Origin of the sequence: Streptomyces sp. DH37 (assembly GCF_029813835.1) — a bacterium.
In the GTDB taxonomy this organism is placed as follows: domain Bacteria; phylum Actinomycetota; class Actinomycetes; order Streptomycetales; family Streptomycetaceae; genus Streptomyces.
Genome location: NZ_JARVKV010000015.1, coordinates 1 through 23,577 on the forward strand (window position 1 = coordinate 1; position 23,577 = coordinate 23,577).

The following is a 23,577-nucleotide window of genomic DNA, read 5'->3' on the forward strand; positions in this document are numbered from 1 at the left end:
CCGCCCCGGTGTCCACCGTCGCCACGGTCCTCCCCGCCGCCAGGTCGTAGGCGGTGACCACGCCCGGCGCGGCCCCCGGTGTCCACAGCAGATCGCCCCACACGGCGGCCGGCCCCGGCTCACGGGTGAGGGTGGGGACTCCGTTGTCGAGCCTCACCACGGTCTGCCGCTGGGAGGTGGTGTGGATCAGGTACCGGCCGGACACGTCCGTGATCCGCCCGCCCGAGGGGACGTCGTCGCTGAAGTAGTCGTGGTGGTGGTCGTACGACCAGGGGCCGTTGGCGTAGAGCCGGTCGTCGGTCGAGGTGTCCCGGCTCAGCCAGGCGATCCGCCCGTCCGCGGGGCTGAGGATCCGCTCGCAGCCGACGTCCTGCGTGCGGCAGGCGGGGATGAACGAGTTGTGGTCGAGGAACTGGACGCGCTCGCCGACCTGGGGAGCGCCGGTGGCGGGGAGCGTGCGCACCCAGCTCCGCCGCCGGCTGTCGCCCGCGGCGCTGTCGGTGACGACCAGGCGGCCGTGGGCCAGTGCCAGTCCCCGAATGGTCAGGGGCGGACGCGGCAGGGGCTTGAACACGGTGGCGGCGGGGCGGCCGTCGCCGTCCGCCGCCAGGCGCTGCAGGGCCCACTCGCCCGTGGTGTCCCGGGCGATGACGACGGCGGTGTCGCCGGGTGCCGCGGAGACCCAGGTGCGCGCCTGCTCGAGGAGCGTGACCGGTTCGCCGCCCGCCATGGGCGCGGCCTTGACCACCACGAGGTTCGTCCCCGCGCTCTGCCGGTAGACCAGCCAGTCGCCCACCGCGGCCAGGTGGAGCGTCGGCTGGACGGCCCCGCCCTCCAGCAGGACCTCGGACGGGGCGGCTGCCGGGTCGGCGCGGGGCACCGTCAGGACGGCCGGAGCGGAGGTGCTGTACATCACGAGGCGGCCCTCGGTGAGGAGCGCGTGGTGGTAGCCGCTGGGAATCGGCGCGGTCCAGCTCTCGACCCGCCCGGTCACGCGGTCGACGAGGACCATCCGCCGCTGCCCGTCGATCTGCGCGGTGAACACCAGGGTCCCCTCGTCGGCCGCCACGGGGTTGCCGACGACCGAGCCCGCGGGCATCCCCTCGACCGCCACGTCCCGCGTGGTGCCGTCGGGCTCCGCGGTCAGCAGGTGCATCACCCGGACGCTCGACCCGTCCTCGGCCGTGACCAGGCGGCGGGTGACGACCGTGTCCCCGAGGGTCCGGTAGTACGCGTCCTCCTGGGGGATCCGCACGGTACGGGTGGCCCGCCGGACCGCGTCCCACAGGACGACCTGGTCCCCCACCCGGTAGGCGAGGGTGTCCCCGCCGGTCGCCTCGGCGTAGAAGTGGTCCCCCTCCGGCTTGGACACGGGGAAGGTCCTGCCGTCGGAGTAACGCGTCCAGACCAGGTCGGAGTGGCCCTCCAGACGGTGGAAGGCGCCCTGGGCCCCGGCCCCGTCCGCGTCCGACGGGCTGGTCGCGGGGAACAGCGACGCGGACAGGTCCGCGGAGCGCCGCGTGGCCGGGACCACCACCTCCTGCGGGGTGTCCGCCGACGCCGGAGCCTGGCCGAGGGTGAGCAGACCGGTCGTCAGCGAGGCCGCGACGATCGCCGCCAGGGCGAGGCGGACGTGCTGGTGCATGGAGGCGCTCCTGCTGCCTGTGGGGGCGTGGTGCGGGCCCCCGGCCGATGGGGTGTGCGGTTCCGCCGCCGGCCACCCGCGAGGGGACGCAAGCCGGTGCATGAGGGCGGGCCGGGCGTGCCGCGCACACAAGACCGCCGGGGGCTCCCGAAGGTTGTACGCGGTCATGACAGGGCAGCCGGTTCCCGGGCCGGGCGCGCCCGGTCGTGTCCGGTGGAGCCGGGGCGAGGGGCCGGACCGGTCCGCGAAGCCGTCGTCCGAGCCGCCGCCCGGGACGCGGGCGGCGTCCCGGTGCTCCGACCCGGCGCCGACCGGCTCGGCCGATCAGCTCAGTCGACCGGCTCAGTCGTCCGGCTCGGAGGTGCCGTGACCCCGCGGACGAGGCCGACCGCGACAACGCTCGGCCGCCCCGCCCCACTGGCACCGCCGGCCCCCGCCGGGCCAGCCGGGAGGCCGTCAGCGCATCCACGCCCGCCAGGGGCGGGTGATGACCTCGCGGTAGGTGAGGTGCGACGGGTTGCGGCCCGCGTGGGCGAACGTCCAGCGCTGGGCCTCCTGGAAGTCCACGCTCGCCTCGGAGCGCCGGCCGCACACCGCGCACTCCATCGCGTACGTGACGGGCTCGGCGTCGGGCTCGCGGTCGGGCTCCAGCGTCCAGCTCGCGAAACGGATCACGGTGCGCACGCTCACGGCAGTCTCCTCGTACGGTCGCGGTTGATCTCGGTCACCCGGGCCCGCAGCTCCTCGCCCGTCCCGGCGGGCCGCAGCGCGTCCGCCGGGCAGTCCCACTCCCGGCCCCCGCCGGGCGGCCGGAGCCGCACCAGCCCGCCCGCCGTCCCCGTCACCTGCCCCACCCGGTCGCTGCGGCTGTCCACGGCGTACGAGCCGACGGCGGGGTTCACCGCCCCTCACCGTCCACGGCCGCCCGCACGAGCGCGGCGGCCAGCCGCAGCGCCGTGGCGGGCGTGCAGCGCCCCAGCTCCACCAGCGGCGGATCGGAGGCCTCGCCCGCGTACGAGACGAGGTCCACGCGCAGCGACGGCAGCGTGACGTCCGCGCCGCGCAGCGCCCTCCGCAGCTCGTCCACCGCCTCCTCCGCGATCCTGAGCCGTTCATGATCGGCCTGTCGCCCTGCCGCGACCATGACTGACCTCCTGTCTGCACCGAGAGTTTCCGAACCAGCACCCAGAGTGGCGGCTGCTGGCTACGCTCGCCAGGGTTAGACCGTTGCAGTGACCCTTGTAGGGGAGTGACGCCATGGCCAGTGGTGGAAGCGGACCGGGCCGTCCCGGGCGGCCGAAGATCGGCTGGGAGTTCTTCGGTTCGGAGCTGAGACGCCGCCGCGAGGCGGCGGGCGTCACCCAACAGGAGCTGGGTGAGCGGGTGTTCTGCTCGGGCTCGTACATCGGCCAGTTCGAGGCGGCGATCCGGAAGCCGCAGTTGGAGCTGGCCCGCCGCTTCGACGAGGAGCTGGAGACGGACGGCTACTTCGCCCGGATGTGCGAGGAGCTGATCAACAGTTCGCCGTTCGCCGACTACTTCACGGAGGCGGCGGAGTTCCAGACGCTCGCCACCACGATCAGCGCCTACTCGCCGACGCTGGTGCCCGGACTCCTCCAGACGGAGGGCTACGCCCGCGCGGTCTTCCGCGCGGCTCAGCCGTTCCGCCCGGCCGGGGAGAACGAGGAGGGGGTCCGGAACAGGATGGCGCGAGCACGGCTCCTGGAGGGCCCAACAGCCCCGGAGCTGTGGGTGATCCTGGACGAGAGCGTCCTGTGGCGCCCCATCGGCAGCGATGCCGACATGGCGGAACAGCTCGAGCACATCGCCGAACTCGCCAAGGGCGACCGGGTCCTCGTGCAGGTGCTGCCGTTCAGCGCGCGGGCGCACGCGCTGCTGGAGGGGAACCTGACCGTGATGACGTTCGTGGACGCACCGCCCGTGGCGTACGTTGAAGGCCCCTTCAGCGGGGAGTTGTTGGACGATCCGGCGGTGGTGGGCAAGTGCCGGGCTTCCTTCGACCATGCGAGGGCGTCCGCGCTGTCGCCGGACGTCTCCCTGGCCATGATCGAGTCGGCGGCGAAGGAGTACGGGCGTGGGTGTGAAGCGTGATCTGACCGGTGCACGCTGGCGCAGGTCGAGCCACAGCGGAGGCAACAACGGCGACTGCGTGGAGGTCGCCGACAACCTCCCCGGCCTGGTGCCCGTGCGCGACTCCAAGCGGCCGTCCGGCCCGGTGGTGGTGTTCCCCGCCGCCGGCTGGGTGCCCTTCGTGGAGGCCGTCGGGAGGGGCCGGATCTGACCTCCCGCCGGGCCGGGGAATCCCGCGGAAAAAGTTTCCGGGGAGCTGTCGATCCGGTCGCCCCCCGTTCGACGCATGGGTGAGAGGCGGGGAGGGACCCCGCCCTCCGACCGAACCGAGGAGTCACCGTGCCGCGCTTCATGACGCTGGTCCGCATCGACGAGCGGAACCTCTCCGAGCAGGAGTTCGACGCCGGGTTCGAGGAGCGCATGGGCGCGCTGTTCGAGGAGATGACCAAGGCCGGGGCCATGCTGGACACGGCCGGGCTCGCCCCGACCTCCGAGGCCACCCGGATGACCTGGTCCGGCGGGAAGGTGAGCTACACCGACGGCCCCTTCACCGAGAGCAAGGAGGTCATCGGCGGCTACTGCATCGCCCAGTGCAAGGACAAGGCCGAGGCCATGGAGTGGACGAGGCGGTTCCTCCAGTGCCACCCGGAGAACGTGTCCTTCACCGTCGAGGTCCGCGAGATCATCGGGGGCTGAACCGGCCCCCGGCCGTCCCGGCCGCCCGCATCCGCTTGAACCGTTCCCGCACGGCTGCTCTGATGGGTGGCCGTGACGGGAGCAGAGGCGACCAGGACGGCCGGGACGGTCGAAGCGGTGTTCAGGATCGAGTCCGCGCGGATCATCGCCGCCGTCGCCCGCGTCGTGCGGGACGTCGGGCTGGCCGAGGAGATCGCGCAGGACGCCCTGGTCGCCGCGCTGGAGCAGTGGCCGGAGTCAGGCGTACCGGAGCGGCCGGGCGCCTGGCTCACGGCCGTCGCCAAGCGCCGCGCGATCGACCTCGTGCGCCGTGGTGAGACGTACGCGCGCAAGCTGGCCGAGGTCGGGCGGACGCTGGAGGACGCCCCGCCCCCGCCCGAGCCCGCCGGTCCGGACGACATCGACGACGACCTGCTGCGGCTGATCTTCACCGCCTGCCACCCCGTGCTGGCCACCGAGTCCCGGATCGCCCTCACCCTGCGGTTGCTGGGCGGACTGACGACGCAGGAGATCGCCCGCGCGTTCCTGACCTCCGAGCCGACCGTCGCCCAGCGCGTCGTCCGCGCCAAGCGGAAGCTCGCCGCCGCCGGGGTGCCCTTCGAGGTGCCGTACGGCGAGGACCGGGCCGAGCGGCTGTCGTCCGTCCTGGAGGTCGTCTACCTGGTCTTCAACGAGGGCTACTCGGCCACGGCCGGCGACGACCTGTGCCGCCCGGCCCTGTGCGAGGACGCGCTGCGCCTGGCCCGTGTGCTGGAGGGGCTGATGCCGGACGAGCCCGAGGTCCACGGGCTGGCGGCGCTGCTGGAGCTCCAGGCGTCGCGCATCGCGGCGCGCACCGGGCCCGGCGGCGAGCCGGTGCTGCTCGCCGACCAGAACCGCGCCACGTGGAACCGCATGCTGATCCTGCGCGGTCTGGAGGCCCTGAGCCGCGCGGGCCGGGGCCCCTACGGCCCGTACTGCCTCCAGGCCGCGATCGCCGCCTGCCACGCGCGGTCGGCGAGGTACGAGGACACGGACTGGACGACGATCGCCGCGCTGTACGGGCGGCTGGCCGCGCTGGCGCCCTCGCCGGTGGTGGAGCTGAACCGGGCGGTGGCCGTCTCGATGGCCGAGGGGCCCGAGGCGGGACTGGGGCTGGTGGACGCCCTCGCCGGCGAACCCGCCCTGCGGAGCTACCACCTGCTGCCGAGCGTCCGCGGCGATCTGCTGGAGCGCCTGGGGCGCGGGGAGGAGGCGCGCGCGGAGTTCGAGCGCGCGGCGTCCCTGACCCGCAACGAGCGCGAGCGGGAGCTGCTGCTGGGGCGCGCCCGGCGCTCGTGACCCGGGGCCTGGACACGGACCCGGGCCCGGACACGGGTCCGGACCCGACATGGGCGGGCGCGGTGGGAGGTCCGTCGGGGGAGCGGGCGTTCGCGGTGCTCCCCGGCGTCATCGACACCCCGCCGGCCCGCCACGTGGCCGACGAGGAGCGACGAGGAGCGACAAGGAGCGACGAGGAGCGACGAGGAAAAGGTCGCCCCGGGGTTCGTGGACGAGGACGGCGACCGGGCCGGCTTCCACCGGACGTCCGGGCAGGGCGCGGCGACGCAGGTACGGGCGGCCACCTCCCCGCGGCCGGCCCTCCACCGCGTCCGGGCGGGCCGCGCGGGCGGCGGGGAGCCGGCGGTGCGGCGGGCGGCGGCGACCGCGCGGTCGAGGGTGGTCACCGGGCTCGGCGCGGCCCGCTCCCCCCTTCCCTCCCGGCCGCCGGCGGGCCCGGCCGCGGTCAGTCGGCGCCGCCCCGCCGGATCTCCTCCAGCCGCTCCCCCATCAGCTCGGCGGCGCGGGTGAACCAGTCGTTGAGCACGGCGATCTCGTCCGTGCCGTAGTCGGCGAACAGCTCCGAGAGCCCCTGGTAGAAGGGCTCGTACACCGCCGTGACGCGTTCGGCGGCGGAGTCGTCGGGGACGATCCGGACGCGTCGGCGGTCCGCCGGGTCGGGTTCCCGGCGGGCGTAACCGGCCCGCTCCAGGCGGTCGAGGACGCCGGTGACCGCGCCGCTGGTGAGGTTCGCCAGAGCGGCGAGGTCCCCGGCGTTGAGGGGCCGGCCGTTCCCCGCCGCTCCGAGGATGTGGCCGAGGCAGGTCAGGTCGGTGACGTTCAGCCCGAGCCGCTGGGCGATGTCGTGCTGTCCCACCAGGCTGAGCGCGATGAGCCGGTCCATGGCGGCCAGTGCCTGATCGGCCGACGCATCGGGGCGGGACTTGCCCTCCATCCGAATCTCCTTAGAATCTAAGATAATTAGTAAGCGAGCTAAGATACTTTCCACCGGACCACCCGAGGAGAGCCATGAGCGGCCTGCACGGCACCTACGACATGGGCCACACCGTCGCCGGATGGACGGGCACCGCCATCGCGCTGACCGGTTTCGCGGGAGCGGGCGCCGCCCTGTGCGCGGCGTGGCGTCCCGGCATCGGGATCGGTCTGGCGGTGGTCGCCGCCGGCGGACTGGTCACCTGGGTGCTGCACCTGACGGGGTGGGGCAAGCCGAGCGGCCCTCGCCCGGCGGACCAGTGGGACTGGCGCGTCAAGGATCCCATGACGGGGCACGGCGGCTGCCTGGGCTGCCGTCTGGCGGGCAGGCGCGCGGGGACGGCCCGCGGGCCGGAGGAGCCGGAGGTGCCGGAGATGCCGGAGGTGCCGGAGCTCCGGCCCGCGCCCACCGGCGCGCCGGCCTGACGGCGGGCCGGGGCGCTTTGCCGCCCAGCCCCGGCGCCCGGCCCCGCACGGCCGGGGCCCGCCGGGACCGGGCGGGGTCGGGGCGCTACGGGTGGAAGACCGCCCGTACGCAGCCGTCCTTCTTGTGCTTGAACATGTCGTAGCCCTTGGGCGCCCGGTCCAGGGACATGGAGTGGGTGGCCAGGTGGGCGGTGCTGATCTCACCGGCGGCGATGCGCTCCAGCAGCATCGGGATGTACCGCTGGCCGTGCATCTGCGCGCCGCGCAGCGTCAGCCCCTTGTTGACGACCATGCCCAGCGGGAACTTGTCCACCGCCCCGGCGAAGACGCCGAGGACGAAGACCGAACCGCCCTTGCGGCAGGCGTGGATGGCCTGGCGTACGGCGGTGGGCCGGTCCGTCTGGAGGCGGAGCTGGTGCTTGGCCTGGTCGTACAGGTGACCCGGGCCGCTGCTGTGGGCCTCCATGCCGACGGCCTCGATGCACACGTCCGGGCCCCGGCCGCCGGTGCGCTCGCGCAGTTCGGCGGCGACGTCGGTGGTGGTGTAGTCGATGGTCTCGGCGCCGATGTGCGTCTCCGTCATCGCCAGCCGCTCGGGGATCCGGTCGATGCAGATGACGCGCTCGGCGCCCAGCAGGATCGACGCCCGCGCCGCCATCTGCCCGACCGCGCCGCAGCCCCACACCGCCACCACGTCGCCGGGCTTCACCCCGCCCAGGTCGGCGCCCATCCACCCGGTGGGGACGGAGTCGGAGGCGAACAGCGCGCTGATGTCGTCGACGCCCTCGGGGACGGGGAAGGCGCCGTAGTCGGCGAAGGGCACCCGTACGTACTCGGCGTGGCTGCCGCGGATGCCGCCCATGGCGTGCGAGTAGCCGAAGATCCCGGCGGTCTCGTAGCCGAAGAGGGCCTGGCCGATGCCGGGGTTGGTGTTGGTGTTGTCGCACAGCGACCACATGTCGTTCTGGCAGTACCAGCAGCGGCCGCAGCCGATGAAGGAGCACACCACGACCCGGTCGCCGACCTTGTGGCGGCGCACCCCCGAGCCGACCTCGACCACCTCGCCGACGAACTCGTGCCCGATCACGTCGCCGGCCTGCATGGCGGGGATGTAGCCGCCGATCAGGTGCAGGTCGGAACCGCAGGTGGTGCTCAGCAGGAGCCGCACGATGACGTCCTGGTCGTTGCGGATCTCCGGCTCGGGGACCTGCTCGACCGACAGCTTGTTGACGCCTTCCCAGCACAGAGCCCTCACAGCACTCCCTCCCCGCCCGCGCGCTTCGAGGCCAGCCCGACCACCTTGCCGCCCACCGTGTCGCTCCGCCCGGTCGGCGGCGCGTCCGGCAGCATCACCTCGCCGGTCTCCAGCAGCGACTTGGCCTCGCGCAGCGCGCGCCGCACCTCCTGGCGCGGGTCCTTGCCCGCCAGCCGGGACGGCAGCGAGGTGGAGGCGGGCGACGCCGGGTCGCGCAGCCGCGCCGCCAGCTCGGTGCCGCGGTCGCCGGGGGCGGGCCGTACGGTGATCTCCAGCGCGTCGCCGAACTCGTCCAGCGGCCTGGGCGGGGTGTCGTGGGGCATCACGTCGGTCGGAGCGCGGTTGATGGTCACCACCAGCCAGCGGTCGCCGTGCCGCGCGTCCCGCCGTGAGGACGCGGCCCTGCGCAGGACCGCCGCGCCGGCCCCCGCGCCCGCGAGGACCAGTGCCGTGCGTGCCAGTTGGTTCATGGCTTTCCGCCTCCCGCTTCGTCTGCCGTCGCTGCCGTCGTCATGAGGCTGTCCGGGGTACCCCCGTAGGGCGGTGGCCATGCGCGGGGCGGGGCGGGGCGGCCGGACGGAGGGTTCGGCGGATTGTTCGGCGGAGGGTTCGGCGGGTTCACCCGTACGGGCGAGGGAACGGGGAAGCCGCTGGGCAGGCCGAGGGAGTCGGCGAGGATGCGGCTCATGGGAGCGGTGACGGGTGCTGGGCCCCTGGGCCCCAGTACGCGTGGCCGCGACCGCCGGCGGGCGGGTACACCGCCGAGGACCTGGACCGGATCCCCGATCCGCCCCCGCACACGGAGCTGATCGACGGGAGCCTCGTCTTCGCGGGTCCGCGGTCCCGGCTCCACGTGCGCGTGACGCGCCCGCTGGAGCGCCGCCCCCTCCAGGCGGCCCCACCCGGGCTGGAGGTCGTCCGCGAGATGACCGTCACCCTCGGGGAGCGGGACCGTCCGGAACCGGACGCCATGGTCGTACGTGATGGTCGTGCGCGCGGATGCCGACACCGGCCTGCGGCGGACCGGCTGCCGCCCCGAGGACGTCGTCCCGGCCGTCGAGGCGGTGCCGGACGACTCCCCGGCGCGCGACCGGGAGACCGGGCCGCGCGAGTACGCCGCGACCGGGACCCACCGCGACCGGCTCGGGACGGATGTGCCGTTTCCGGTGGATGTCGACCTCACCGCGGTCGCGCGGCGGGTGTGACCTGCGTAACGTTTCCGTGTGAAAGCGCGTCGATCGGGCATGGGTGCCCGCTGAGCCGGTGCGACGTGGCGCCGCGCCGCGCCGCCCGTGGGCGGTACATCTCACGATGTGGTGGAGGCGGGGTCGGAAAAAGGCCTGCTCGGTAAACTGAGCCGACCGCTGGGTTCCTGTACGGGAACCCCGGAAGACAGAGTTACGAGGAGCGCACGTGGGCCTTGTCGTGCAGAAGTACGGCGGCTCCTCCGTTGCCGATGCCGAAGGCATCAAGCGCGTCGCCAAGCGAGTCGTCGAAGCCAAGAAGAACGGCCACCAGGTGGTCGTCGTGGTGTCGGCGATGGGTGACACGACGGACGAGCTGATCGATCTCGCTGGAGAGGTGTCCCCGATCGCGTCGGGGCGCGAGTTCGACATGCTGCTGACCGCGGGAGAGCGGATCTCCATGTCGCTGCTGGCGATGGCGATCAAAACCCTCGGCCACGAGGCGCAGTCGTTCACCGGCAGCCAGGCGGGCGTCATCACCGACTCCGTCCACAACAAGGCCCGCATCATCGACGTCACGCCGGGCCGCATCCAGGCCGCGCTGGACGAGGGCAACATCGCCATCGTCGCCGGCTTCCAGGGCGTCTCCCAGGACAAGAAGGACATCACCACCCTGGGCCGCGGCGGCTCGGACACCACCGCGGTGGCGCTGGCCGCCGCGCTGAACGCCGAGGTCTGCGAGATCTACACCGACGTCGACGGCGTCTTCACCGCCGACCCGCGGGTCGTGAAGAAGGCCCGCAAGATCGACTGGATCTCGTTCGAGGACATGCTGGAGCTGGCCAGCTCCGGCTCCAAGGTGCTGCTGCACCGCTGCGTCGAGTACGCACGCCGTTACAACATCCCGATCCACGTCCGCTCGTCCTTCTCCGGGCTTCAGGGCACGTGGGTCAGCAACCAGCCGCAAGGGGACCAGCCGATGGAGCAGGCACTCATCTCGGGCGTCGCGCACGACACCTCCGAGGCGAAGATCACGGTCGTCGGAGTGCCGGACAAGCCGGGCGAGGCCGCGAAGATCTTCCGGGCGATCGCGGACGCCGAGCTGAACATCGACATGGTGGTGCAGAACGTCTCCGCCGCCTCCACCGGTCTGACCGACATCTCCTTCACCCTGCCCAAGACCGACGGGCGCCGGGCCATCGAGGCGCTGGAGAGGGCGAAGACCGGCATCGGCTTCGACTCCCTGCGCTACGACGACCAGATCGCCAAGATCTCCCTGGTCGGCGCGGGCATGAAGACCAACCCGGGCGTCACCGCCGCCTTCTTCGAGGCGCTGTCGGGCGCCGGGGTCAACATCGAGCTGATCTCGACCTCCGAGATCCGCATCTCGGTCGTCACCCGCAAGGACGACGTCAACGAGGCCGTCCGCGCCGTGCACACCGCGTTCGGCCTGGACAGCGAGAGCGACGAGGCGGTCGTCTACGGGGGCACCGGGCGATGACCCCCGCCGGGGGTTTCCCCCGCGCCGCCATCGGTCGCGCCGACCGGCCCACCCTGGCCGTGGTCGGCGCGACCGGTGTCGTCGGCACCGTCCTGCTGGGCCTGCTGTCGGAGCGCGCGGACGTCTGGGGCGAGATCCGCCTCATCGCCTCGCCGCGCTCGGCGGGCCGCAAGCTGACCGTACGGGGCGAGCAGGTCGAGGTCCTCGCGCTGAGCGAGGAGGTCCTCGACGGCGTGGACGTCGCGATGTTCGACGTGCCGCACGAGGTCGCGGCCCACTGGGCGCCGGTGGCGGTGGCCCGGGGCGCGGTGGTGGTGGACAACTCCGGCGCGTTCCGGGCGGATCCGGACGTCCCGCTCGTCGTCCCCGAGGTCAACGCCCACGCCGCGCGGGTCCGCCCCCGCGGGATCGTCGCCAGCCCCGACTGCACCACGCTGTCGATGATCGTCGCGATGGGCGCCCTGCACGCGGAGTGGGGCCTGGACGAGCTGATCGTCTCCTCCTACCAGGCCGTCTCCGGGTCCGGCCGCCGGGGCGTGGCCACCCTGCGCGATCAGCTCGCCGCCGTGGCCGGCACCGAACTGGGCACCCACCCCGGCGACATACGGCGCGCGGTGGGCGACACCGGTCCGTACGCGGCGCCGATCGCGCTCAACGTGGTGCCCTTCGCCGGGGCGCTCGCCGAGGACGGCTGGACGACCGAGGAGCTGAGGATCCGCGGCGAGACGCGCAGGATCCTGGGGCTGCCGCGGCTGCGCGTCACCGCCACCTGCGTACGCGTCCCCGTCGTCACCACCCACTCGCTGGCGGTGCACGCCCGCTTCGAGACCGAGGTCTCGGTGGAGAAGGCGCACGAGATCCTGGCGAACGCGCCGGGCGTGGTGGTGTGCGACGACCCGGCCGCGGGCGAGTTCCCGACCCCGGCCGACGCGGTGGGAACCGACCCCGCCTGGGTGGGGCGGGTGCGGCGCTCGCTGGACGATCCGCAGGCGCTGGAGCTGTTCGTGTGCGGCGACAACCTCCGCAAGGGCGCCGCGCTCAACACGGCCCAGATCGGCGAGCTGATCGCGGGCGAGCCGGCCGAGGGGTGACCGGAGGCCGGCGGCGGTCGCCCGGCGGTGCTCACGGCGGGTGCGGCAGAGGCGGCGGATACGGGCGGGTGCGGAGGAGGCGGCGCGAAAGGTGCGGCGCGACGGGCGGCGGGCCGGTGGGAGCGGTCCCGTATGGCCTGATCTGTACGCTCCGTACGCGAGTCGTGAAGGACTTGTGATGAAGTCATATCTCGTAACTGCTTGATACGGACCAACCTTCTGGATGAGGATTTTCTCTCCGCGTGCCCGGAACCACTGTCCGGGCGCGGGCGTCTCCCATTCCACTGCCGGAAGCCGAAGGCGCCTGCTCGGCGGCGGAGAGGAAGAGGTAGTGCGCATGCGGTCGTTCGGCTCGTCGGAGAGAACGGCGGTCCACGCGTACAACCCTGACGGGGGGCAGCGTGTCCAACAGGCGTGGCAGAGGCACTCGGAATCGCAACGGCGCCCGTACGGGCTCCCGGACGTGGCGGCGCGTCGGGCAGGGGTATGCCCGTGATCGCCCCCTGGTCGGCATCCCGCCCCGCGCAGTTGTCCCCGCAGGCGAGGGACGCTGACGGCGCGATGGCAGCGGGCACCACAGTGGCGGGCACCACCGTCGACCACCTCACCGAGACCTACCGCGCCCACTACCGCTCCCTGCTCGGGCTGGCCGCCCTGCTGCTCGACGACACGGCCTCCTGCGAGGACGTGGTGCAGGAGGCGTTCATCCGCGTGCACTCGGCGCGCAGGCGGGTGCGGGAGCCGGAGAAGACCCTGGCGTACCTGCGCCAGACCGTCGTCAACCTCTCCCGCTCCACCCTGCGCCGCCGCATCCTGGGGCTGAAGCTCCTCTCCAAGCCGATGCCGGACATGGCGAGCGCGGAGGAGGGCGCGTACGCGCGCATCGAGCAGGACGAGCTGAAGAAGGCGCTGCGCAAACTCCAGCGCCGTCAGCGGGAGGTACTGGTCCTGCGGTACTTCGCGGACATGACCGAAGCCCAGGTCGCCGAGGCGCTCGGCATCTCGCTCGGCTCGGTGAAGGCCTACGGCTCGCGGGGCATCGCCGCCCTGCGCGTCGCGATGGAGGCGCCCGCATGAGCGGCGGCGAACGACACGAGGAACGGCGCGACCCGCACGGGGAGAACGAGTCCGGACACCAGCCGTGCGGTGACCGGGAGGCGGCGCCGGAGCCGGACCTCCCCGGACGGACCGGGAGCGAAACGGAGGGGCGGGAGGAGCGGGACGCGAACGGCCCGGGGGAGGGGCCGGGCGAGGGCGGTCCTGCTGGTTCTCCCGGTTCCCCCGGTTCTCCCGATTCCGCGGTGCCCGCCGCCCCTGCCGCGTCCGCCGGCCCCGCCGGCGCTGTCGGCCCCGGCCCGGTTGATCTGACGGAGCTGGACGAGCGGGCGCTGCGGCTGATGCTGCGCGGCGCCGTGGAGGACGTCGAGCCGGCCCCCGACGCCCTCGAACGCCTCCACCACGCCGTACCCGCCCGCCGTGCCCGCCGCCGGCAGCTGACGGCCGGCGCGGTGGCCGCCGCCCTGGTCATCGGCGTCGCCACCCCCGTCCTGATGCAGAGCGGCGTCATCACCCGGGTCCTGGACGGCAACACCACCAACGCCGCCAGCAGCCAGCGCCACCAGGAGGAGGCCAAGGCGGGCGGCCAGGGCGGCAGCGCCACGGAGCAGGAGGCCGGCCGGTACACCGGGGGCGGCGACGGCGGGGAGGACCGGGCGGAGCCGGAGGACCGGTCCGAGGAGGACGCCACCGCAGCCCCCGAGACCAACGACACCCTCGGCCCCACCTCCCCGAGCTGCATGCGCTCCCAGTTGGGCGACGGCGGCTCCACCGTGAGCCCCGCCGACGCGGACGGCCATGTGTACGGCTCGTTCACGGTCACCAACATCTCGGACTCCTCCTGCCGCGTGCAGGGCCCCGACACGGTCACCGCCGCCCCGGCGGGCAGTGCCGAACCGACCGGCTTCAGCGTGGTCGACCACACCACGGGGGACAGGGCGTCCCGGCTGCCCGACCCGCGCCTCGAACCCGGCTCGTTCGTCCTGGAGCCCGGTCAGTCGTACGCGGTGCGGTTCGCCTGGGTGCCACGCGAGGGCGGCGGCACCACCGGCTGCGCGGCCACCCCCGGCCCGAGCCCGACTCCCGGCAACCCCACGGGCGGCACCAACACCGGCGGCGGAACGGGCGGAACGGGCGGCACCGACGGCGGCGCCGGGGGCACCGGCGATCCCACGGGCGGCACCGACACCGGCGGCGGCACGACGCCCCCCGACAGCGGCCAGGGCAGCGAGGGCGGCGACACCGTCGAGGAGCCGGTCGAGGGCGGCGGCATCAGCCCCCAGCTCGCGTACGACACCGGAGGAGCCGGCGGAGGCGCCACGGCGGCCTCGGTGGTCCTGCGCTACGTACCGGCGGCCGGGGAGCCGCGCATCGGCAAGGTCGAGATCACGGGCGCCTGCGCGGGGACGGTGTACCGCACCGGCCCCATCCCGGCGAGCTGACGGGCGCCGGCGGGCGCCGGCGGGCGGCGAGACCGCGCACGGGGCGGGCCGGGCGGGGGCGAGTGGGTCCCGCCCGGCCCGCCCCCGTACCGTTGGGGGCGTGTACCGGTTCCTGCTGACCCCGCGCTGGTGGGTGATCAACCTCTTCGTGCTGCTGTCGGTCCCCGTCTGCCTCTTCATGGGGAGCTGGCAGCTGAGCCGCTTCGAGGACCGCGTGGACTCCCACCAGGCCCGGCAGGAGCGCTCGGCGGAGGGGGCCGCCGAGGCCCTCGCCAAGCCCCTGGACGACCTGCTGCCCCTCACCCAGGAGACCGTCGGACAGCCCGCCCGCGCCACCGGCCGCTACGACACCGGCCACGAGTTCCTGGTGCCCGGCCGCCGCCTCGGCGACCGGGACGGCTTCTACGTGCTCACCCCGCTGCGCACCGGCGAGGGCCGGGCCCTGCCCGTCGTACGCGGCTGGCTGCCCGGCGAGGCCGACCCGGCACGGGTGCCGCCGCCGCCCGGCGGCGAGGTGACCGTCACCGGCGTGCTCCAGGCGCCGGAGAGCCGCAGTTCCCCCGGCGTCCACGCCGGCGCGCTGCCGTCGGGCCGGCTCGGCATCATCAGCGCGGCCACGCTGGTCAACATGGTGCCGTACGAGGTGTACGACGCGTGGATCACCGTCCAGCGGGTGCGGGAGCCGATGGAGGCGGTGCCGCCGGTCGCGCCGGCGGGCACCGGGCTGGACCTGAAGGCCTTCCAGAACCTGGGGTACACCGCCCAGTGGTTCGTCTTCGCGGGCTTCGTCCTCTTCATGTGGTACCGGCTGTTCCGCCGCGAGACGGAGACCGTCCGCGACCGCGCCCTCGGCATCGGCGTCGAGGAGGTCCCGACGCCGTCGCCGGACGGGACCCCCACCACCCCCACCACCCCCGCGCCGTCCGGAGATTCCTCCGCGCGCTGACATAGAACCCGCCCTCCCTCCCCGTCTGATCCATGACGACATCGACGAGGAACGGCGCACGCACGTCCACCGCGGACGCGGCGCCCACGACGTGGAGGAAGCATGAGCAAGCAGCGGTTCGTCGCGGCCGGAGTCGCCGCCGTCGCCCTGGCGGGCCTGGGCGGCACCGCCTTCGCCCTCCAAGGCCAGGGCCAGGGCCATGACCAGGACCGGAGCCGGGAGACCGCGCGCTCCGCCGCCCCGTACCTCCAGCGGACCGGGGACGGCGGCGCGCCGTCCGTGTCGGTGGTGCGGGTGGTGGAGCCGTACGAGCCGGTGGAGATCGGCCGGGGCGCGCTGCTGGGCCTGCTGCCGGAGGGCAGGCAGAACTACGTGGTGGCCTGGGGCGGCCCGGAGGACTTCCGGGAGAGCGTCGAGCGGGCCAGGGACATGGTGGGCGACGACATCCGCCCGAACACCGTCAGCGGCGGCTACACCTCCTCGGACGGCGGCGAGGTCATGTTCACCGGCGCGTTCCGCACCGACACCGTGCCGGGCCGGATCACCCTCGAGACCGCCGACGGCACCTTCGACGCGCAGATGGTGCGGCTGCCCGGCGACCCGGGCTGGGGCGTCTACCACCACGACGCGGGCCGCACCGACGCCCTGGAGTCGGACGTGGTCGTCACCGCCTACGCCCCCGACGGCCGCGTCATCGACACCCTGACGATGACCTCCCCCCGTACGCCGCACACGCGGTAGGCCACCGGCCGGCGCACCCAGACCACGGACGCGCGCCGCCGGGCCGGGCGAACGGCCCGGTCCGGCGGCGGCCCCCACGGCGAACCGAGGCACCCGTTTGAAGACGAGCGCGGAAGCGGAGTACCGGGAGTACGTGGCCAGCCGCTGGCCGCGCATGCTCCGGACCGCGTACCTCCTCACCGGCAACCACCACGACGCCGAGGACCTGGCGCAGGTGGCGCTTGCGAAGGCGTACACCGGATGGGAGCGTGTGCGGCGCACCGACGACCCCGACGCCTACGTCTGGCGCATCATGATCAACGCCAATGTGGACCGGCTCCGCAGGCTGAGGGTCCGGGAGTGGCTGACCACCCGCTTCCCCGAGCGGCAGGCCGCGGACCGGGCCGACCAGATCGTCGACCGCAGCCTGCTGATGGAGGCCCTGGGCCGGCTGCCCCCGCGGCAGCGGGCGGTGGTGGTCCTGCGTTTCCTGGAGGACCGCAGCGAGAGCGAGGTGGCGGCGGTGCTGGGCACCAGGGTGGGCACGGTCAGGAGCCACACCGCCCGCGCCCTGGCGAAGCTGCGCCGCGACGGCGCCGTCCTGGGCATGGGACGCGGCAGGGCGCCGGCGGTGAGCGGATGAGCGGGACCGAGACCGGGACCGGGGCACCGGGCGGCGGGGCGGACCGGAGGGGAGGGGGAACGGTGCCGGTGGACGACGAGGCCGCCCGTCTCGCGGAGGCCATGCGCCGCGAGGCCGGCGCCCTGACCGCGGGCCCGCCGCCCGTGGACGCCGTGGTGCGCGAGGGGCGGCGCAGGGCGCGGCGGCGGCGCCGGGCCGTGACGGGCGCGGCGGCGGCCGCCGTACTGGCCTGCCTCGCCGCCGTACTGCTCCCCTCCGCGCAGCCCCCGCCCGCCGTTCCCGCTCCGGCCGCCTCCCCCGAGCCGTCCGGGCCGTCCGGGCCGTCCGTGTCGGTGGTGCGGGTGGTGGAGCCGTACGAGCCGGTGGAGATCGGCCGGGGCGCGCTGCTGGGCCTGCTGCCGGAGGGCAGGCAGAACTACGTGGTGGCCTGGGGCGGCCCGGAGGACTTCCGGGAGAGCGTCGAGCGGGCCAGGGGCGTCGTGGGCGACAGCATCCGTCCCGGCGGCCTCAGCCTCGGGTACCAGCACTCCCCGGAGCGCGGCACCCTCTACACGGGCGCCTTCCGCACGGACACCGAGCCGGCGCGCATCACGGTGAGGGCGGACGGCCGCACCCGGGAGGCGCAGATGGTGCGGCTGCCCGGCGACCCGGGCTGGGGCGTGTACCACGTCGACGCGGGCCGCTCCGCACCGGACACCCGCGCCACGGTCACCGCGTACGGCCCCGACGGCACGGTCCTGGCCCGGCTCGACGACCGGTCCCCACCGCGGTGACCTCCTCCCCGGCCGCGTCACGGGGGCGGCCGGGGAGGGGCCGGGGCGGCCGCCGGCTCAGCAGGCGTCGTACCGCCAGCCGCCCTCCTCGCGGGTCCACTGCTGCTTCCTGTGGTCGAACCTCGGGTCGCCGCCCACGCCGTACGTCACGTACGCCGTGTCGTCTCCCCAGAACCCGTCGACGGAGAACCTCTCCAGGACGTACCGTCTGCCCCCGGTGTTCGCCTGCCCCGCCCGCTCCAGGGACACGGCGAGCCCCTCCTCGGTCCCCTCCTCCCGGCAGCGGGCGGAGTGCATCGCGTACGCGGCGGCGGCGTCCGGCTCGAAGTAGGCGTCGACGTACTGGCGCACCGCCTCCTCCAGCGCGGCGGTCTCCGCGGGCCCCGGGGTACGGGGAGCGGGCGGCGCGGAGGAGGCCGCCGTCGGCCCCGCACCGTCGTCCGGCCCGCCGTCACCGTCACCGCCGCCTCCGCCGCTGCACGCGGTGGCCAGGAGCAGGACGGAGACGACCGGTAAGACGGCGGTGACACGTGCGCGCATGGATCCCCCCGGGGATGGTCGTGGTCGTGACCCATCATGCCCGGCGGGGGGTGGGGAGGCCGGGTGCGGGGAGGGCCGGGGTGCGGTCGCAGGCGAGGAACGGCGGGCAGACCGGGAACGGCGCCTCCCCGAAGCGCCACCCGCACACGCCGTGGCGGCGGACACGGGTCGGGCCCCCCGGGGGCCTCTCCCATCCAGTAGGGCACGCCATCTGACACCCTGACGGAAACGGGGCCGGCCCCTCTGCCCGGAAAACGCTCAGAGGCCCTGCCGGAATCCTCCGGCAGGGCCTCTGACCTGTGTCGGGGTGGCGGGATTTGAACCCACGACCTCTTCGTCCCGAACGAAGCGCGCTGCCAAGCTGCGCCACACCCCGGTGCAACGAGGACTACTTTAGCCCACGCCCGCGCTCAGGAGAAATCCGGTTTCCCGGCGTACGGAGAGGTCGGTCAGGGGCGTTCGATCAGGGTGAGGAGGGTGGCTTCCGGGGGGCAGGCGAAGCGGAAGGGGGTGTAGCGGTTGGCGCCGCAGCCCGCGGAGACGTGGAGGTAGGAGCGGTGGCCGTCCACCTCGTGGTGGGACAGACCGCGGGCGCGGTCGGTGTCCAGGTCGCAGTTGGTGACCAGGGCGCCGTAGAAGGGGACGCGGAGCTGGCCGCCGTGGGTGTGGCCGGCCAGGATCAGCGGATAGCGGTCTGCGGTGAAGGCGTCCAGGACGCGCAGGTACGGGGCGTGGACGACGGCGAGGGGGAGGTCCGCGTCGCGCTCCGGGCCGCCGGCCACCTCGTCGTAGCGGTCGCGCTTGATGTGAGGGTCGTCCAGGCCCGTGAGGGCGATCTCCTCGCCGGAGTCGAGTTTGATCCGGCCGCGGGTGTTGGACAGGCCGACCCAGCCCGCGGCGTCGAAGGCGTCGCGCATGCCCTCCCACGGGTTGTGGACGGCGCCGACGGCGGGCGGGTTGCCGTTGAGGCCGTGGCGGCCGCTGGCCTTCTCCATCAGGTAGCGGGCGGGGTTGCGCAGCCGGGGACCGTAGTAGTCGTTGGAGCCGAAGACGTACGCGCCGGGGAACTCCATCAGCGGGCCGAGCGCGTCCAGCACCTCGGGGACGGCCTCCGGGTCGGAGAGGTTGTCGCCGGTGTTGACCACGAAGTCCGGACGCAGCCCGGCCAGCGACTGGAGCCAGCGCTGCTTCTTGCGCTGGCCGCCGACCATGTGGATGTCGGAGACCTGGAGCACGCGCAGCGGCCGCATTCCGCGCGGCAGTACGGGCACGGTGACGCGTCGGAGGCGGAACGAACGGGCTTCGATGCCCACCGAGTAGGCGACGCAGGCCGCGCCGACTGCCGTGATGCCGACGGGAATCGTGAGGGAGAGCGGGTATCGCGCACGCATGGGCCCATCGTCGCAGACGCGCGGGCGGAGTGCGGACGTACGGGGGGCCGGGCGGGGCCGGGCGAGGGGCACGCGGGCGGCGGCGCGGCACAATGCGGTGGGCGCCGGGCGCCGCGTCCTGGCACACTTCCGGCATGACCACGCTCAAGACCCGGCTCAAGGACGACCTCACCGCGGCGATCAAGGCGCGCGACGAGCTGCGCTCCTCCACCCTCCGCCTCACGCTGACCGCGATCCAGAAGGAGGAGGTGGCGGGCGAGACCGCCCGTGAGCTGTCCGACGACGAGGTCGAGAAGATCATCACCCGTGAGGCCAAGAAGCGGCGCGAGGCGGCGGACGCCTTCGCCAAGGGCGGGCGTGCCGAGCAGGCCGAGCGGGAGCGGGCCGAGGGCGAGGTGCTCGCCGAGTACCTGCCCAAGCAGCTCACCGACGAGGAGCTGGACGCGCTGGTGGCCGAGGCCGTGGCGGAGGCGAAGGCGTCCGGGGCCGAGGGGCCGAGGGCCATGGGCGCCGTGATGAAGATCGTGAACCCGAAGGTGGCGGGACGCGCGGAGGGCGGCCGGGTGGCCGCCGCCGTCAAGAAGCGCCTGGCGGGCTGACCGGAGGCCGGAGCCCGGAGGCCGGAGGAGAAACGAGGAAGGGACCCCGTGCGGGGTCCCTTCCGTGCGTTCCGGTGTGCGCCGCGGCGGTGCCGCGCCGGCTACCTCGGGGTCCAGCCGCCGTCCTGGCCGGAGGTCTGCCAACCGCCGTTGCCGTTCGTGCCGTTGCTGTTGCCGCCGCCGATGTCCCAGCCTCCGGTGGTGGAGGTGGCGCCGACGCTGTCGCCGCCGGTGGTACCTCCGACGGAGGTGCCGACCGTGGTGCCGTCGGTGGTGCCGCCCATGGTGCTGGTGCCTCCGCCGCCGCCCGGGCCCCCGTTGCCGCCCCCGCCGATGATGCCGGGCGGGAGGGTGATCTCGGGGAAGGGGTTGCCGGGCCGGCGGTCGCCGGGCTTGTCGTCGTCCCCGCCGCCCTGCTCGCGCCCCTCGCCGCCGCCCGTGTTGCCGCGCGGCACCGGGACGTCGTTGAAGGACTCGACGGGCTCGCCCTGGAGGGCGCCGGTCATGGCGGTCCGCCAGATCGGGCCGGGCAGACAGCCACCGCAGACCTTGTCGTAGTACTGGCCGCCGATGGTGATGCCGTACATGCCGTCGCGCTTGCCGACGTCGTCGCCGACCCAGACGGCGGTGGACAGGTTCGGGGTGTAGCCGACGAACCAGGCGTCCTTGCGGTCGTTCGTCGTACCGGTCTTGCCCGCGTTGTCGCGGTCGGAGAGACCGGCCCTCGTGCCGGTGCCGTCCTCGACCACGCCCTTGAGCATCTTGCTGATCCTGTCCGCGGTGAACTCGGACATCGCCCGCTCGCACTTGGTCCTGGGCACCGGCAGCCTCTTGCCGTCGGCGTCCGTCACCTTCTCGATCGCGATGGGGGAGCAGTACGTGCCGCGGTTGGCGAAGGTGGCGTACGCGGCCGCCATGGTCAGCGGACTGCTCTCCTCACCGCCCAGCGTCACCGAGGCGTTCTGGCCGAGGGGCTTGTCGTCGCCGCGCTCGACGCCCATCTTCTCCGCCATGGTCAGCGTCTCGCACAGGCCGGCCTTGCGCTCCAGCTCGACGAAGTAGGTGTTGATCGACTTCGCGAGCGCGCTGGACATGTCCCAGGTGCCCTTCTCGGACTCCAGCTCGTTCTGGACCGGCCAGTCGCCATAGCCGGAGGGCTTGCCCTCGCAGGTCTTGAAGGCCTCCTTCTTGAAGGTGGTCTTCCAGTCGCTCCCGTAGCTCTCGGCGGGGCTGATGCCCTTCTCCAGCGCGGCGGCGGCCGTGATCGGCTTGAAGGTGGAGCCGACCTGGAAGCCGTGGGTGCTGCCGCCCATGCTGTTGTTGACGGAGAGGTTGAGGAGCGTCTCGTGCTTGTTCGGGTCCAGGCCGTACGGCCGGCTCTGGGCCATCGAGAGGATCTTCCCGGTGCCGGGCTCCACCTGGACCACGGAGGCGGCCACCGGGTCGTCCTTGTGGACCTTGCTGGTGGCGGCCTCGGCGGCGGCCTTCTGCGCCTTGGGCGACAGCGTGGTGCGGACCGTGAGACCGCCGCGCTTCCAGAGGGCCCGGCGGTCCTCCTCGGTCTTGCCGAAGACGGGGTCCTCCAGGACGATCCGGCGGACGTAGTCGCAGAAGAAGCCGGCCTTGTCGGTCGCGGTGATGCAGCCGCTCCTGGGCCTGCTGACCTTCAGGCCCAGGTCCCTCTTCTTGGCCTCGGCGGCCTCCGCCTTGTCCGCGGCGCCCGTCTCGGCCATGCGGTTGAGCACCACGTTGCGGCGCTTGAGGGCGCGGTCCGGGTAGTTGACCGGGTCGTAGTAGGTGGGGGACTGGACGAGACCGGCGAGCATGGCGGCCTCGTGGAGCTCGAGGTCGGCGGCGTTCTTGGAGAAGTAGCGTCGGGCGGCGGCCTCGATGCCGTACGCCTGCTGCCCGAAGTACGTGATGTTGAGGTAGTTCTCCAGGATCTGCTTCTTGCTCAGCTCCTCCTCGACCTTGATCGCGTACTTGAGCTCCTGGATCTTCCGGCCGATGGTCTGCTGGGTGGCCTCGGCGACCTTCTTCTGGTCGTCGCCGGCCTGCTCCACGAAGACGTTCTTGACGTACTGCTGGGTGAGGGTGGAGCCGCCCTCGGCGACCTCGCCCTGCTGCGCGTTCTTGTTGAGGGCGCGCAGCACGCTCTTGAGGTCGATCGCGCCGTGCTCGTAGAAGCGCGAGTCCTCGATCGCGACGATCGCCTTCCGCATGAGCGGGTCGATCTTCTCCAGGGGCACCACCGTGCGGTCGCGGTAGTAGTCGGTCGCGATCAGGTTGCCCTCGGAGTCGAGGATCCGGTTCTTCTGGCTCAGCGGGGGACGCTTGAAGTCAATGGGTATCTCGTCGAAGCTCTCGACGGTGCCCTTGGCGGCCAGCCCCAGGCCGCCGGCCACGGGCAGCGCGATGCCCGCCAGCACGGCTCCCGCGAGCACGCTGACACCGAGGAACTTGGCGGTCTGCTGGGTCCCGGTCAGCCCGCCACCCGAGCGCTTGTTTGCCATGAGGGCAGCCTACGTTCTCAATCGCCGGACAGGTGTGCGTGTGTTCGCCTACGCTGTATCACGCCTGACACGGTCGTTCGGTTCCTTGTCAACTCCCAAGTCACTCTCTCGGGTGTTGAGATGTGACCGAATTGCAATCCTGTGTCAGGAAAACTCCAGGCGCAGCCTGTTGAGTCGTGGGTGGAATGTCCCTTTATGGGCGAGAGGGCCGTCTCGTCCTCGGGTCACTCCGTTGGGTGATCTGCCGCGTACCCATAGTCCGTTCGGGCCATTCAAGATTGGGCCCGTCGGGGGTGTTGCGCCCTGGCCGCCTTCCGTAACGTCCTGCACTGGCAGCGGTGAATATGCCGTCTGCCGCCGTGGGGGAGCCTCGATTCGGGAGAGGACGGCGCCGGCATGAGCTGGGTTACCGACTGGAGTGCGCAGGCGGCCTGCCGCACTACCGATCCGGATGAACTGTTCGTACAAGGGGCGGCCCAGAACCGCGCCAAGGCGGTCTGCACCGGGTGCCCGGTGCGCACCGAGTGCCTGGCCGACGCACTCGACAACCGCGTGGAGTTCGGCGTCTGGGGCGGGATGACCGAGCGCGAGCGGAGGGCGCTGCTGCGCCGCCGCCCGACGGTCACCTCCTGGCGGCGGCTCCTGGAGACCGCGCGCACCGAGTACGAGCGCGGCGCGGGCCTGCTGCCCGTGGAGGTCGACATGCGCGAGCACGACGCGCGGCGGTACAGCGGCGACTACGCCGCGGCGGGCTGACTCCGGGCTGTCCGCCG

24 protein-coding genes, 1 tRNA gene and 2 pseudogenes are annotated in these 23,577 nt (G+C 73.5%); 16 read left to right on the plus strand and 11 right to left on the minus strand.

The genetic code is table 11. The features are described 5' to 3' along the window. The 4 genes and pseudogenes from QC029_RS10655 to QC029_RS10670 form a co-directional block, all read right to left on the minus strand. Positions 1–1,645, minus strand: a pseudogene (locus QC029_RS10655) (VCBS repeat-containing protein); the annotation flags it as partial. Between the two features lie 456 nt (positions 1,646–2,101). Beyond that, on the minus strand, positions 2,102–2,335 hold the full coding sequence (locus tag QC029_RS10660; protein WP_279555300.1) for a hypothetical protein: 234 nt from the start codon (positions 2,333–2,335) through the stop codon (positions 2,102–2,104). After that, positions 2,332–2,547 (minus strand): hypothetical protein, encoded by a 216-nt coding sequence (locus QC029_RS10665; protein WP_279555301.1) that lies wholly within the window; start codon positions 2,545–2,547, stop codon positions 2,332–2,334. Before QC029_RS10665 ends, QC029_RS10660 begins: the two co-directional genes overlap by 4 nt. Continuing rightward, positions 2,544–2,789 (minus strand): hypothetical protein, encoded by a 246-nt coding sequence (locus QC029_RS10670; protein WP_279555302.1) that lies wholly within the window; start codon positions 2,787–2,789, stop codon positions 2,544–2,546. Before QC029_RS10670 ends, QC029_RS10665 begins: the two co-directional genes overlap by 4 nt. A gap of 113 nt (positions 2,790–2,902) precedes the next feature. Between QC029_RS10670 and QC029_RS10675 the strand changes: the two genes are divergently transcribed. The 4 genes from QC029_RS10675 (at position 2,903) to QC029_RS10690 (ending at position 5,752) form a co-directional block, all read left to right on the plus strand. Further along, positions 2,903–3,757: a helix-turn-helix transcriptional regulator gene (locus QC029_RS10675; RefSeq protein ID WP_279555303.1), complete on the plus strand. Its 855-nt coding sequence runs from the start codon at positions 2,903–2,905 to the stop codon at positions 3,755–3,757. Continuing rightward, the gene (locus tag QC029_RS10680; protein WP_279555304.1) at positions 3,741–3,947 is read left to right on the plus strand and encodes a DUF397 domain-containing protein; all 207 of its coding nucleotides are present in this window, start codon (positions 3,741–3,743) and stop codon (positions 3,945–3,947) included. The genes QC029_RS10675 and QC029_RS10680 overlap by 17 nt, the downstream gene beginning before the upstream one ends. 128 nt (positions 3,948–4,075) lie before the next feature. Further along, entirely contained in the window at positions 4,076–4,432 is a 357-nt protein-coding gene (locus QC029_RS10685) for a YciI family protein (RefSeq protein WP_279555305.1), read from the plus strand. 66 nt (positions 4,433–4,498) lie between these two features. Beyond that, positions 4,499–5,752 carry an RNA polymerase sigma factor gene (locus QC029_RS10690; protein WP_279555307.1) on the plus strand — a complete coding sequence of 418 codons (1,254 nt, stop codon included), beginning with the start codon at positions 4,499–4,501 and terminating at the stop codon, positions 5,750–5,752. Positions 5,753–6,197: 445 nt separating this feature from the next. Here QC029_RS10690 and QC029_RS10695 read toward each other — a convergent pair whose 3' ends face one another. Then, entirely contained in the window at positions 6,198–6,686 is a 489-nt protein-coding gene (locus QC029_RS10695) for a MarR family transcriptional regulator (protein ID WP_279555309.1), read from the minus strand. Positions 6,687–6,760: 74 nt separating this feature from the next. Here QC029_RS10695 and QC029_RS10700 point away from each other — a divergent pair, with 74 nt between their 5' ends. Continuing rightward, positions 6,761–7,150, plus strand: coding sequence for an HGxxPAAW family protein (locus QC029_RS10700; protein ID WP_279555310.1), 390 nt, complete (start codon positions 6,761–6,763; stop codon positions 7,148–7,150). An 85-nt stretch (positions 7,151–7,235) separates the two neighbouring features. On the opposite strand, the gene QC029_RS10705 is transcribed toward QC029_RS10700, so the two are convergent. Both QC029_RS10705 and QC029_RS10710 read right to left on the minus strand, forming a co-directional pair. Further along, the gene (locus QC029_RS10705) at positions 7,236–8,405 is read right to left on the minus strand and encodes a zinc-dependent alcohol dehydrogenase (protein WP_279555312.1); all 1,170 of its coding nucleotides are present in this window, start codon (positions 8,403–8,405) and stop codon (positions 7,236–7,238) included. Then, a complete protein-coding gene (locus tag QC029_RS10710; RefSeq protein ID WP_279555313.1) occupies positions 8,402–8,875 on the minus strand; it encodes a hypothetical protein in 474 nt (157 codons plus the stop codon). Before QC029_RS10710 ends, QC029_RS10705 begins: the two co-directional genes overlap by 4 nt. A 260-nt stretch (positions 8,876–9,135) precedes the next feature. Here QC029_RS10710 and QC029_RS10715 point away from each other — a divergent pair. From QC029_RS10715 to QC029_RS10755, 9 genes and pseudogenes are all read left to right on the plus strand, one after another. Further along, positions 9,136–9,610, plus strand: a pseudogene (locus QC029_RS10715) (Uma2 family endonuclease); the annotation flags it as partial. Positions 9,611–9,818: 208 nt separating this feature from the next. Continuing rightward, a complete protein-coding gene (locus QC029_RS10720; RefSeq protein ID WP_279555314.1) occupies positions 9,819–11,090 on the plus strand; it encodes an aspartate kinase in 1,272 nt (423 codons plus the stop codon). Continuing rightward, positions 11,087–12,181, plus strand: a complete 1,095-nt coding sequence (locus QC029_RS10725) for an aspartate-semialdehyde dehydrogenase (RefSeq protein ID WP_279555315.1) — start codon at positions 11,087–11,089, stop codon at positions 12,179–12,181. Before QC029_RS10720 ends, QC029_RS10725 begins: the two co-directional genes overlap by 4 nt. A 486-nt stretch (positions 12,182–12,667) precedes the next feature. Further along, a complete protein-coding gene (locus QC029_RS10730; RefSeq protein ID WP_279555316.1) occupies positions 12,668–13,258 on the plus strand; it encodes a SigE family RNA polymerase sigma factor in 591 nt (196 codons plus the stop codon). Positions 13,259–13,482: 224 nt separating this feature from the next. Then, positions 13,483–14,679, plus strand: a complete 1,197-nt coding sequence (locus QC029_RS10735) for a hypothetical protein (protein ID WP_279555317.1) — start codon at positions 13,483–13,485, stop codon at positions 14,677–14,679. A gap of 100 nt (positions 14,680–14,779) precedes the next feature. Continuing rightward, the gene (locus QC029_RS10740; RefSeq protein WP_279555318.1) at positions 14,780–15,625 is read left to right on the plus strand and encodes an SURF1 family protein; all 846 of its coding nucleotides are present in this window, start codon (positions 14,780–14,782) and stop codon (positions 15,623–15,625) included. Positions 15,626–15,727: 102 nt separating this feature from the next. After that, positions 15,728–16,366 (plus strand): hypothetical protein, encoded by a 639-nt coding sequence (locus QC029_RS10745; protein ID WP_279555319.1) that lies wholly within the window; start codon positions 15,728–15,730, stop codon positions 16,364–16,366. Positions 16,367–16,463: 97 nt separating this feature from the next. Beyond that, entirely contained in the window at positions 16,464–16,988 is a 525-nt protein-coding gene (locus tag QC029_RS10750; RefSeq protein ID WP_279555320.1) for a SigE family RNA polymerase sigma factor, read from the plus strand. Positions 16,989–17,050: 62 nt separating this feature from the next. Then, on the plus strand, positions 17,051–17,761 hold the full coding sequence (locus QC029_RS10755; protein ID WP_279555321.1) for a hypothetical protein: 711 nt from the start codon (positions 17,051–17,053) through the stop codon (positions 17,759–17,761). A gap of 57 nt (positions 17,762–17,818) precedes the next feature. Here the strand turns inward: QC029_RS10755 and QC029_RS10760 are convergent, their stop codons facing one another. The 3 genes from QC029_RS10760 to QC029_RS10770 form a co-directional block, all read right to left on the minus strand. After that, positions 17,819–18,301, minus strand: a complete 483-nt coding sequence (locus QC029_RS10760) for a hypothetical protein (RefSeq protein ID WP_279555322.1) — start codon at positions 18,299–18,301, stop codon at positions 17,819–17,821. A gap of 302 nt (positions 18,302–18,603) precedes the next feature. Continuing rightward, positions 18,604–18,677 (minus strand) — tRNA-Pro (locus QC029_RS10765). Positions 18,678–18,750: 73 nt separating this feature from the next. Beyond that, positions 18,751–19,692: a metallophosphoesterase gene (locus QC029_RS10770; protein WP_279555323.1), complete on the minus strand. Its 942-nt coding sequence runs from the start codon at positions 19,690–19,692 to the stop codon at positions 18,751–18,753. Positions 19,693–19,826: 134 nt separating this feature from the next. On the opposite strand from QC029_RS10770, the gene QC029_RS10775 reads away from it, so the two are divergent. Further along, entirely contained in the window at positions 19,827–20,291 is a 465-nt protein-coding gene (locus QC029_RS10775) for a GatB/YqeY domain-containing protein (protein WP_279555324.1), read from the plus strand. A gap of 101 nt (positions 20,292–20,392) precedes the next feature. Here the strand turns inward: QC029_RS10775 and QC029_RS10780 are convergent, their stop codons facing one another. Further along, on the minus strand, positions 20,393–22,804 hold the full coding sequence (locus QC029_RS10780; protein ID WP_279555325.1) for a transglycosylase domain-containing protein: 2,412 nt from the start codon (positions 22,802–22,804) through the stop codon (positions 20,393–20,395). A gap of 396 nt (positions 22,805–23,200) precedes the next feature. Between QC029_RS10780 and QC029_RS10785 the strand changes: the two genes are divergently transcribed. Then, complete coding sequence (locus QC029_RS10785; protein ID WP_279555326.1) at positions 23,201–23,560, plus strand: WhiB family transcriptional regulator; 360 nt, start codon at positions 23,201–23,203, stop codon at positions 23,558–23,560. Positions 23,561–23,577 lie beyond the last annotated feature (17 nt).

Bases quoted from the DNA above. Each gene is read 5' to 3' on its own strand.
- QC029_RS10675 (WP_279555303.1), top strand. From the start codon at position 2,903: ATGGCCAGTGGTGGAAGCGGACCGGGCCGTCCCGGGCGGCCGAAGATC.
- QC029_RS10780 (WP_279555325.1), bottom strand. From the start codon at position 22,804: ATGGCAAACAAGCGCTCGGGTGGCGGGCTGACCGGGACCCAGCAGACC.
- QC029_RS10745 (WP_279555319.1), top strand. From the start codon at position 15,728: ATGAGCAAGCAGCGGTTCGTCGCGGCCGGAGTCGCCGCCGTCGCCCTG.
- QC029_RS10670 (WP_279555302.1), bottom strand. From the start codon at position 2,789: ATGGTCGCGGCAGGGCGACAGGCCGATCATGAACGGCTCAGGATCGCG.
- QC029_RS10785 (WP_279555326.1), top strand. From the start codon at position 23,201: ATGAGCTGGGTTACCGACTGGAGTGCGCAGGCGGCCTGCCGCACTACC.
- QC029_RS10770 (WP_279555323.1), bottom strand. From the start codon at position 19,692: ATGCGTGCGCGATACCCGCTCTCCCTCACGATTCCCGTCGGCATCACG.
- QC029_RS10725 (WP_279555315.1), top strand. From the start codon at position 11,087: ATGACCCCCGCCGGGGGTTTCCCCCGCGCCGCCATCGGTCGCGCCGAC.
- QC029_RS10730 (WP_279555316.1), top strand. From the start codon at position 12,668: ATGCCCGTGATCGCCCCCTGGTCGGCATCCCGCCCCGCGCAGTTGTCC.
- QC029_RS10695 (WP_279555309.1), bottom strand. From the start codon at position 6,686: ATGGAGGGCAAGTCCCGCCCCGATGCGTCGGCCGATCAGGCACTGGCC.
- QC029_RS10700 (WP_279555310.1), top strand. From the start codon at position 6,761: ATGAGCGGCCTGCACGGCACCTACGACATGGGCCACACCGTCGCCGGA.
- QC029_RS10760 (WP_279555322.1), bottom strand. From the start codon at position 18,301: ATGCGCGCACGTGTCACCGCCGTCTTACCGGTCGTCTCCGTCCTGCTC.
- QC029_RS10775 (WP_279555324.1), top strand. From the start codon at position 19,827: ATGACCACGCTCAAGACCCGGCTCAAGGACGACCTCACCGCGGCGATC.
- QC029_RS10710 (WP_279555313.1), bottom strand. From the start codon at position 8,875: ATGAACCAACTGGCACGCACGGCACTGGTCCTCGCGGGCGCGGGGGCC.